This is a genomic window from Glycomyces sp. NPDC050141 (genome assembly GCF_055586545.1).
Genome location: NZ_JBVJHZ010000056.1, coordinates 19,650 through 29,527, shown reverse-complemented (window position 1 = coordinate 29,527; position 9,878 = coordinate 19,650). Strand labels below are relative to the sequence as shown.

The window sequence follows — 9,878 nt, the reverse complement described above, 5'->3', positions numbered from 1 at the left end:
ATTCCGAACCCGGTCGTTACGGCTTCCAGCGCCGATGGTACTGCACTCGAGAGGGTGTGGGAGAGCAGGACACCGCCAAACATTAACTTATAGAAGCGCCCCACCGCATTGCGGTGGGGCGCTTTTTTGCGTGCCCTGAGGACGATGAGGACTTGCGCTGTGGTGCCCGTCACTGGTACAACGGAGTTCACCCTAGCGAGCGCCGTGCGAGCCTGGCCGGTGCCGCTCACCTCTCAGCGGAAGGCAGTGCCTGCCATGCCCATTCGAAGATTTGCCGTGCCCGGTTCAGCCGGGCTGTTGGCGCTCGGTGCCGTTGCCGGCGGGGTCGTGTTCACCCTGGCCTGGATCGTTCTCAGCTTCATCAGCGACGGGTACACGATCGGCGGCGATCGCATCGAGCCGTACTCGAACATCACACAACCGGTCAGCGGACTCGGGATGGGCGGCACTGCGCCCTACATGAACTCGGCGTTCGTGTTGAGCGGCATCCTGTTCGGGGTCGGGGCGATCGGGTTCCACCGGGCGTTCAAAGGCGGGAACCGGTGGTTGCGAAGGTCGGCCAAGGCGGGGGTCGGCCTCATGGCGATCGGGCTCGCGCTGATCGGATTGTTCGATCTGGAGTCGCCGGGCCTGCACTTTCTTGGGGTGGCTCTGTCGTTCCAGTTGGCGATCGTCACGTTCCTGCTCCTGGGGCTCTACTTGCGGGGCAAGGAGGAGTGGCGACGGTTCGGCACGTTGACGGCTTATGTCGCGGCGCCGGTCACGTTGGTGCTCATGGGGAACTACTTCGCGTCGTTCGACGAACTGACGACCGCGGCCAACGAAGGGGTCGCAGGACTGACCCAGCGCCTCTGGCTGACCTGGGTGCTCGCCTGGTATGCATGGCTCGGTTGGAAGGTGTACCGCCGGAGTGTTTAGACGTACGGGCCGTCGAGGTGTTCGCCGGCGTGTTGGCGGTACCAGAGTCCCCGGTAGCAGCGCCACGGTTGCGGGCGAAGCTGGGTGGGGGCGAAGATCTGCTCGAGGAGGCGCCGGGCTTCGAGGAAGAAGTCGAGGCGTTCGTCGGGCGCGGCCACGTGCTGCGAGTCGTCCACGGGCGTTTCCGCCGGGAGGATCGTGAGCGAGGGCCACATGGTGGTCTGCTCGGCGAGTGGCAGGAGCCAGGCGCGCATCTCGTCGAGCGGTTCGCTGCCGACGGTGTACGTGAAGGAGGTCCGGTGACCGGCTTCGCGTGCGGCGGCGAGGATCTCGGAGAGACGCTCGGACTGGTGGCTCGTAGCCGGGACCAGCGGGTCGGCGGCCGCGGCGTCCTCAGGGACCGTCGGCTCGGCTTCCGCTGCGGGACTGTCGTCCTGGAAGGTCTCGGTGGTCAGGAAGAGCAGGACCGGCCCCACTTTCGCTGCCAGTTCCGCGAAGGCGGTCTGGCTGTGGAGGGCCGGGGTGAGGACGCCGAGCGTCGTCGTCTCAGGAAGCCCTTCGGCGGTCATCGCCTCGCGGACCGCGACGAGGTGCTCGACGACGAGGTTCTCGTCGTGGACGCCGCCCGCGGAGAGGGTGACCTCATCGAAGAGGTGCTGCTCGCCGTCGTCGGCGAGGTCGGAGGCCAAGGCCTCCAACAGGTCCCGGTAGCACTTCACCAGTTCGGGTGATTCGATGCCGGTCTGCAGGAGCAGGGTCGCGGCGGTGCCGTCGGCGCGGAGGTAGCCGCGGACCTCTTCGCCGGGTTCGGCTTCGATGATCTCGGCGACGGGCGTGCCGTCGACGCACAGCTCGCTCAGCCCGTGCTGGGGCGAGGAGGGGTCGACGTGGGCGCGGAGGCTGAACGGCGACGTGGCGCGGTCAGCGGGCAGGACCAGCATGAACTCTTCGTCTTCGGAGTTCAGGCGCAGGCGCATGCCTTCAGAGTTGTTGCCGCGCAACCCGTACAGGTTCAACGCGATGAGCAGGAGTTCGCTCCACTCGAGGTCGTGCCGGACCGCGAGGCGCCGCCAGCGGTGCACCGTCGACGAGATCGGCCCGGCTGAGTCAGCAGGCTGTGTCGGCTCTTCCATGACCAGTTCCGATCTTTCCTCTCGTCCCCACCGCAGTCACTCCACGGTACAAGAGACTTGGCCGTACAGGTGGACGCGGTCCACCTCTATGCTAAGGGCGCCGGGAGACAAAAGCACCTGTCGTGAGCACCGGCACGCGGTCCGAGTCCCAGGGTTTCGCCGTCGTCCCGTCAACTGTGCCGTTTCACGTGTCCCCCGAGCGATCTGGAGTCGGGAATGAGCGATGCCGCCGAACTGCCGAAGGTCCCTTCTCCGCGTGCGCGCGGGCGAGTCCTGCAGGCGGTGAACAAGACCTGGCCCGGGTTCATCTCCGGTGCGGTGGAGGGCCGGGCGCGGGAGCTGATCGACAAGGACCGGTACGGGGAGGCCGCCGACGTCCTGGAGAAGGGCATCGGGAAGTACGGGGCCGGTTCGGTCTCGCAGCTGCTGCTGGCCTGGTGCCTGCACCTGGACGAGCGGCAGGAGGACGCGCTCGCGTGGGCGGTGCGGGCGGTCGAGGAGGAGCCGGAGAACCCGGACGCGCACTGGCTGCGCGCGAACGTGCTGTTCGAGCTGGGTCGGGCGGACGAGGCGACGGATTCGATGTGGCGGGCGGTGGAGCTGACGCCGGACAACGGCCGGTACTACATGCAGCTGGCCTGGTACCGGTACATCGACCAGGAGTTCGCGAAGACGCGGGAGCTGGTGGAGCAGGCGCTGGAGCGCTCGCCCGACGACGCGTGGGTGCAGCACACGGCGGGGCGGATCTACGACCATCACCTGCGGCACAAGCGGGCCCAGGCGCATTACGTGCGGGCGTTGGAGCTCGAGCCTGGCGATCCGGCGGTGCGGGACGACCTCGCGGAGATCCTGCAGACGCGCGGGCGGTTGAGCGCCGGGGTCCGGGTCGCTTGGGAGACTGCCGAAGCGGGTGCGGAGTCGGTGTACGAGGTGGCGTTGCGGCGGTGGTCGTGGCGCTGGTACGAGCGGGTGCTCCGGGCTGCTTTGCTGCTCAACGTGATCGATTGGATCTTCCCTACGCCTTGGCCGGCTGCCGGGGTGGTGTTCGGGGCGTTCGGGCTGTTTTACGTGGGCTGGTGGGCTCTTTCGCTGCGGGCGCTGCCTGCGGTGTGCCGCAGGGATCTGGTGGGCGCGGGGCGGCGCGGGTTCTTCGCGGGGGCGGTCGCTCGGACGCTGCTGGTGTCCGGGGTTATGTGCCTGGTGGTGCGGGGCGAGCTGAGCGCGTTGCAGCACTTGGGGTTGCTGGCGCTGATCATCGGCGGGTACGTGGAGTGGTACTGGCGGGCGGCGCAGGTCTCGGGTCGGCGGGCGTTCGGGACCGACAGCTAGCCAATTTCTACTTGCCGACCGGCAAGGTAGTCTGTCAGTGCTCGGACCTGCGGTTCGGCGTGTTCGATTCCCCGGCGGGCACGGCCCGCTCTGTGCAGAAGGAGGCCCCGTGGTCGATCAGGGTGTGGTGTGTTCGGTCGATCCGCTCGTCAGCGGTATCGGGCGCGAGGTGCTCGCGGGCGGCGGCAATGCTGTGGATGCCGCGATCGCGGCGGGTGCAGCCCTGACCGTGGTGGCCCCGCACCTGTGCGGGCTCGGCGGCGACCTGTTCGCGCTGGTCCACGTGCCGGGCGAGCCGGTGCCCGCGTACCTGAACGCTTCGGGCCGGGCCGGTTCCGGCGCGGACGCTGAGGGGCTGCGGGCCGAGGGGCATGCGGTGATGCCGTTCCGGAACGATCTGCGGTCGACGACCGTGCCCGGTTGCGTGGACGGCTGGTTCGCGCTGCACGAGCGGTACGGGACGCGGCCGATGGCCGAGCTGCTGGCTCCGGCGATCGCGCTCGCGTCGGGCGGTTGGCCTGCGACGGCGATGCTCGCCAAGGCGGGCAAGACGATCGAGGGCGTGGCGGGCGCGGAAGACCTCGTCGGGCTTGAAGCGGGGTCGACGGTGCGGCGGGAGCGGACGGCCGGGGCGCTGCGCGCGGCCGCTGAGGGCGGGCGTGACGGGTTCTACCTGGGCGACTTCGGGCAGGGGCTCGTCGAGCTGGGCGGCGGATTGTTCAGCGAGGCGGATCTGGCTGCGTCCCAAGCGGACTGGGAGGAGCCGTTGAGCGTCGAGGCGTTCGGGCACCGGGTGTGGTCGGCGGCGCCGAACTCGCAGGGGTACCTGCTGCTGCTCGCGCTGTCGATCGCGGACCGGCTGGAGCCGCCGGTCGACGCGGGCGACCCGCTGTGGGCGCATTACCTGGTGGAGGCGTCGCGGCAGGCCGGGTACGACCGGCCGGAGCGGTTGTTCGAGGGCGCGGACGTGGCGGATCTGCTGGCGGCGGCCGGGGAGCGGGCGGCGCGGATCAGCGCGGAGCGGAAGGCCGACGTGCCGGTGCGTCAGGCTGCTGGCGGGACTACTTATATGGCGGTGCTCGACGGGAACGGGATGGGCGTCTCGTATATCCAGTCGAACGCGGCCGGGTTCGGGACGTGGCTGTTCGAGCCGCGCACGGGGATCGGGCTGCAGAACCGGGGGACCGGGTTCAGCCTGGAGCCGGGGCACCCGGCCGAGTTCGGGCCGGGGAAGCGGCCGCCGCACACGCTGGTGCCGGCGCTGGTGACGCGGGCGGACGGGTCGCTGCGGCTGGTGGCCGGGTCGATGGGCGGCGATTCGCAGCCGCAGATCGTGGCGCAGCTGATCGCGCGGGTGCTGCACGGGGGCGAGTCGGTCGAGGCCGCGGTGGGTGCGGCGCGGTGGCGGCTGCATCCGGGCGAGACCGGGTTCGGGACTTGGACGGGCGGGCACGAGATCGACGTGGAGCTGGAGGCGGGCGGGCCGGAGGCCTGGGCGGACGGCTTGCGCGAGCGCGGGTTCGCGGTGGCGGAGGCCGAGGCCGGGAGCGGTTTCGGGCACGCGCACCTGATCGAGGTCGACGAGGCCGGGCACGCGGAGGGCGCGGCGGACCCGCGGGCGGAGACGGGGACGGTGGCGGTCGCGCCGAACTAGCGCGTCGGGCGGCGCGCGGCGCCCGCGCTGCGGGCGTAGGGCGTGCCCCTTCCCACCCGCATCCGCCTCCGACCAACCGAAAAAGACCACGGTCCCATACGGGTGCGACATTCGGGCGTTGTCGCAGCTCGCGAGCGTGTGGTCGGGCGCTGGGCAGGTGTGATGATCCTTCGGCGCTCGGCGCTCGGCGCTCGGCGCTCGGCGCTCGGCGCTCGGCGCTCGGCGCTCGGCGCTCGGCGCTCGGTGGGGCGGGTTGTCGGTGGGCGGTTGTACGGTCGGGGGTGACCGTCGTATTGCCTGGAGAGGACCGGATCTGTGCCTGAGTCGTTGCGGCTTGCCGAGGCCCGCAGGATCGCTATCGCCGCGCAGTTGCGGCCCAAGGCGACCCGCTTCAAGACCGTGCTCGAGCGCCTGGGCTGCATCCAGCTCGACACGATCTCGGCGGTGCGCCGCGCGCACGAGCTGACGCTGCTCGCCCGGGACCTCGACGTCGACGAGGCCGTGCGGAGCCTGGAGCGCCGCCGCAACCCGGTCGCGTTCGAGTACTGGGCGCACGCCATGTCGCTGCTGCCCGTCTCCGCCTGGCCGTACCTCGCCCGCCGCCGCCGGGCCTGGCGCGACCGGTACCAGGACGACTCGCTGGCCGTCGCCGAAGCGGAGGTGCTCGCGCTGCTCGCCGAGCGCGGCGCGATCACCGTCTCCGACTTCCCTTCCGGTGCGATGCACCGGGACCGGGGCACCGGCGACATGGGCGACAGCTGGAACCACCGCACCGACCACAAGCACGCCGTCGAGCGGCTGCTCTGGTTCGGCGAGGTCGCCTGCACGCACCGGATCGGCTTCAAACGCGTCTACCAGCTCGCCGACCAGGCCATCCCCGCCGAGCACCTGTGGGACGCCGACGACGAGGACTGCCTGCGCCACATGGTGTCCACCGCCCTGCGCAACCTCGGCGTGGGCACCACCAAGGACGTCGCCGACTACTTCCGCCTCAAGATCGCCGACACCGAGCGGGTGCTCCGCGAGCTCGAGACCGAGCAGGTGAGCGTCGAAGGCTGGAAGGGCCGCGCCTGGATCGACCCGCAGGTGCGCCGCACCCGCCTCACCGGCGCCGAGAACGCGGTCGCCGTCTCGATGTTCGACCAGCTGGTGTGGCTGCGCGAGCGCATGGATCGCCTGTGGGGCCACGGCTGGAAGATCGAGATCTACGTGCCCGAGCCGCAGCGGACCTTCGGCTACTACTGCCTGCCGGTGTTCGTCGGCTCCGACCTGCCGGGGCGGGTCGCGCTGCGCCGCAGCAACGGCGAGCTCGTCGTGGAGGCCGTGCAGTGGGACGACGCCCGCGCCGACCGCGAGCACCTGCACGCCGCCGTCGACCGCGCCGCTGCGTGGGTGAACGCCGAGGTCCGCTGGAAGGCCGAAGTGCAGCCGCTCGCGCGCTGACCCCGGTTCCCGAGCCTGGTTCCCGAGCCTGGTTCCCGAGCCTGCGTCCGGACCCTGCTTCCTGACCTCGGTTTCCGGCCCCTGACCTGCTGGTCCGGGCCTATCGTGGAAGGTATGCAGCCCACCCGCGACCGGGCCGCACTCGCCGCCTTCGCAGGCGCGACCCTCCTCGCAGGCGGCAACGCCGTCGGCATCAGGTTCAGCAACCGCGAGCTCGACCCGCTGTGGGGCGCGTCGCTGCGGTTCGGCACCGCCGCGCTCCTGCTCCTGGCCGTTATGGCCGTCCTGCGGCTGCGCTTCCCGCGCGGGAAGGCCCTCGCCGGGACGGTCGTGTTCGGGGTGCTCAACTTCGGGGTGTCGTTCTCGCTCGCGTACTACGCCCTCGTCTACCTCCACGCAGGGCTGGGCCAGACCCTCCTCGCGCTCGTGCCGCTGGCCGCGCTGCTGCTCGCCGTCGCCCAGGGCCAGGAACGGTTCCATACGGCCGCGCTGACCGGGACGCTCGTGGCCGTCGCTGGCGTCGCGGTCGTGTCGCAGGCGCCGCTGCGCGCCGACGTGCCGGTCCCGGTCCTGCTGGCCGCGCTGGGCGCCGTCCTGTCGTTCGCGGAGTCGGCGGTGCTCGTGAAGCGGCTGCCGAAGGTCCACCCCGTGACGATGAACGCGGTCGGCATGGCGGCCGCGGCGGTGCTGCTGTTCGCCGGTTCGCTCGCGGCGGGGGACCGGTGGGTGCTGCCGGAGGTCAGCGACACGTGGTGGGCGCTGGCGTACGTGGTCGTCGCGGGCTCGGTGCTGACGTTCGTCCTGTACCTGACGGTGATCCAGCGGTGGGGCGCGTCGCGCGCGGCGTACGTGTTCGTGGTGATCCCGCTGGTGGCGATCGGCGTGTCGGCGTGGCTCGACGACGAGCCGCTGACCGTGTCGCTGCTGGTCGGCGCGCCGCTCATCCTCGCCGGCGTCTACGTGGGTGCGTTGCGGGGCAAGGAGGAAGGCCCCGGCGCGCACGAAGCGGCCGGGGCCTCCGAGGGGTCCTAGCTAGCTAGCTGGTCTGGACGCCGACGGTGATGGTCCCGACGTGCCCTGCTGCCGGGTCGTTCACGTCGTTCGCGGTCAGGGTGAGCAGGCCGCTGGCGGCGCCGCCCCCGTCGTAGATGCCGTCCTCGTCGAGGGTGAGCCAGTCGCCGCCGTGCTGGTTGTACGGGGCGGTGGCGTAGACGGCGGCGACCGTGGTGTCGTCGAAGAAGAACTGTCCGGTGTGGAGTTCGGAGCCGCCTTCGTAGCCGCCGTCCGAGCCGACCGTGCCGCCGGTGTGGACCTTGACGTGGATGTGGCAGCACCGGCCCTGGTACCAGCCGGGGAAGATGCTGGTGAGCTCGGCGACGCCGGAGGCGTTCGAGAGGACGTACCCGCGCAGGAACGTGTTCTCGTCGCCGATGCCGTCCTCGGGCGGGACGGAACCGCCGGGGCTGTTGCCGGTGAACCCGGAGTAGTAGCCCCACTGGTCGCAGTGCCAGATCTCGACGGCGGCGTTCGGGAGGACCGCGCAGGTCGCGGCGTTGAGGACCGTGACGCGGAGGGTGAGCGGGGCGCCGGGCTTGCCTTCGGTGATGTCGGCGCGCTGGGTCGACTCGAGGTAGTACGGGCCTTCGGTCATCTCGGTGGTGAGCACGCAGGTGTCGTCCGGGAGGGCCGTGGTCGGGGCCGCGCTGGCGGTGGCGGTGGGCTGCTGGCCGGGGCGGCCGGGCGGCTGGGCGCTGGCGCTGTAGGTGGCGAGCCCGACGCCCGCGACGCCTGCGGCGGCACCGCCGACAGTGAGCGCGGTCCGGCGGGTGAACTTGCTGTTGGCAGTATCGGTCATGCGGGAGATCGTAGAACTTCGATATATGATGAAACCAGACCTTTCAGCGCATTATGAGCAGACTTTGAGGTTCGGTCGCATGCACCCGGGCGGAACGCGTTCATTGTGAACAGTGGGGGAACTCGAAGGAGGGGGCCTCCCTTCCGGAAGGCCCCCAAGGTGATGCGGTGTCTAGCTGGTGACGAGCGTCAGGCCCCAGGTGCTCAGGGCCTCGTTGACCGGCTGGAAGTAGGTCGTGCCGCCGGAGGTGCAGTTGCCCGAGCCGCCGGAGGTCATGCCCTGCGCGCTGTTGCCGGTGATGAACGAGCCGCCCGAGTCGCCCGGCTCGGCGCACACGTTGGTGCGGGTGAGCCCGGAGACGCTGCCCTCGGCGTAGTTCACGGTCTGGTTGAACGCCTGCACGGTCCCGCAGTGCCAGCCGGTGGTCGAACCGGAGCGGCAGACGGAGGAGCCGACGGCGGCGACCGTCGAGTTGGCGACGTCGCGGGTGCCCGAGTACAGGTTCACGTCGTCGTACAGGACTTCGCTGGTGCCCACGGCGACCCAGGCGCGGTCGTTGCCAGGGAAGGAGGAGCTGCGGAACGTGCCGGGGGCCGCCTCGCCGCTGGTGACCGCGTCGCCCGCGGAGCCGCAGTGGCCGGCGGTGACGAAGCCGGGGGTCGTGCCCTGGCGGACCGAGAAGCCCACCGAGCAGCGCCACGAGTCCTCGACGATGTACGAGTCGCCGCCGCGCACGAAGAACGGCTGCGGCGCTTCGGCTGCCGCGTCGACGGTGACGAGCGACGGGTCGATCCCGGCGGCCTCGATCACGTCGGCGGCGGTGCCTGCGTCGGCGGCCTCGATGACGAGCGTGTTCGCCACGACGTCGACGTAGTTGCCGTAGTAGCCCTCGGACTCGATGAACTTGAGCGCCCCGGCGGCGTCTTCGAGCGCGTCCAGGTCGTGCTCGACGAGGACCGGGGTGGCGCCTTCGGCGCGCAGCCCGGCGGTGTCGGCGGCGTCGGTGGTCGCGACGAAGATCTCGTCGGCGTCCTCCGAGACCCACAGGCCCGCATAGGAACCGTCGAGGTCGGCCGGGACCTCCTCGAGGAGGTCGGCGGCGACGTCCTCGACGGCGAGGCGGTCGTACGCCTCGGCCTCGGTGAGCCCGAACGTGTCCTGGAGCTCGTCGATCAGGCCCTGGGAGACGTTGCCGGTGAGGTCGGCGCGGGCCTGTTCGGCCTTGGCGTCGAGGATCTCGGCCGAGGCCGGGGCGGCCCCGGCCGCCAGTGAGAGAGCGGTGGCGATGGCGCCGGCAGCGGTGACCGCAAGCGCGCGTTGGCGATTCATGTGATGCATGCCTTTCGGGTGGGGGCATCGACGGCCGACGGGGAGGCGACCGCCATGGCAGGCCGGCGGCGCCCGCTGGTTGCGGACGGAACCGAGTTGATGGTGAGCCGTGCCATACAAGGAGACTAGGGCCAAACCGAAAAAAGTTAAAGATGCAAGTAATTCAGTGAATATCAACCGAAGTGGTGCATTGTTTCAGGAATGTCAATTACCCTGT

At 70.6% G+C, this 9,878-nt stretch carries 8 protein-coding genes; 5 read left to right on the top strand and 3 right to left on the bottom strand.

Features of this window, described 5'->3' with window-relative positions; all coding sequences use genetic code 11:
- Positions 1–255 precede the first annotated feature (255 nt).
- Entirely contained in the window at positions 256–918 is a 663-nt protein-coding gene (locus tag ACZ60M_RS23725) for a DUF998 domain-containing protein (RefSeq protein WP_465421441.1), read from the top strand.
- Here ACZ60M_RS23725 and ACZ60M_RS23720 read toward each other — a convergent pair.
- Positions 915–2,051: a hypothetical protein gene (locus tag ACZ60M_RS23720; protein WP_465421439.1), complete on the bottom strand. Its 1,137-nt coding sequence runs from the start codon at positions 2,049–2,051 to the stop codon at positions 915–917. The two genes, ACZ60M_RS23725 and ACZ60M_RS23720, sit on opposite strands and share 4 nt — an antisense overlap.
- A 282-nt stretch (positions 2,052–2,333) precedes the next feature.
- Here ACZ60M_RS23720 and ACZ60M_RS23715 point away from each other — a divergent pair, with 282 nt between their 5' ends.
- The 4 genes from ACZ60M_RS23715 to ACZ60M_RS23700 all read left to right on the top strand — a co-directional run bounded on the left by ACZ60M_RS23715 (position 2,334) and on the right by ACZ60M_RS23700 (position 7,509).
- Positions 2,334–3,380 (top strand): tetratricopeptide repeat protein, encoded by a 1,047-nt coding sequence (locus ACZ60M_RS23715; protein ID WP_465421437.1) that lies wholly within the window; start codon positions 2,334–2,336, stop codon positions 3,378–3,380.
- Positions 3,381–3,489: 109 nt separating this feature from the next.
- Complete coding sequence (locus ACZ60M_RS23710; RefSeq protein WP_465421436.1) at positions 3,490–5,034, top strand: gamma-glutamyltransferase family protein; 1,545 nt, start codon at positions 3,490–3,492, stop codon at positions 5,032–5,034.
- Positions 5,035–5,349: 315 nt separating this feature from the next.
- Positions 5,350–6,477, top strand: a complete 1,128-nt coding sequence (locus tag ACZ60M_RS23705) for a DNA glycosylase AlkZ-like family protein (protein ID WP_465421435.1) — start codon at positions 5,350–5,352, stop codon at positions 6,475–6,477.
- Between the two features lie 114 nt (positions 6,478–6,591).
- Positions 6,592–7,509: a DMT family transporter gene (locus ACZ60M_RS23700; RefSeq protein WP_465421433.1), complete on the top strand. Its 918-nt coding sequence runs from the start codon at positions 6,592–6,594 to the stop codon at positions 7,507–7,509.
- Between the two features lie 4 nt (positions 7,510–7,513).
- Here ACZ60M_RS23700 and ACZ60M_RS23695 read toward each other — a convergent pair whose 3' ends face one another.
- Together ACZ60M_RS23695 and ACZ60M_RS23690 are read right to left on the bottom strand one after the other, a co-directional pair.
- A complete protein-coding gene (locus ACZ60M_RS23695) occupies positions 7,514–8,332 on the bottom strand; it encodes an intradiol ring-cleavage dioxygenase (RefSeq protein ID WP_465421431.1) in 819 nt (272 codons plus the stop codon).
- 171 nt (positions 8,333–8,503) lie between these two features.
- Entirely contained in the window at positions 8,504–9,661 is a 1,158-nt protein-coding gene (locus ACZ60M_RS23690) for a S1 family peptidase (RefSeq protein WP_465421429.1), read from the bottom strand.
- Positions 9,662–9,878: the final 217 nt, after the last annotated feature.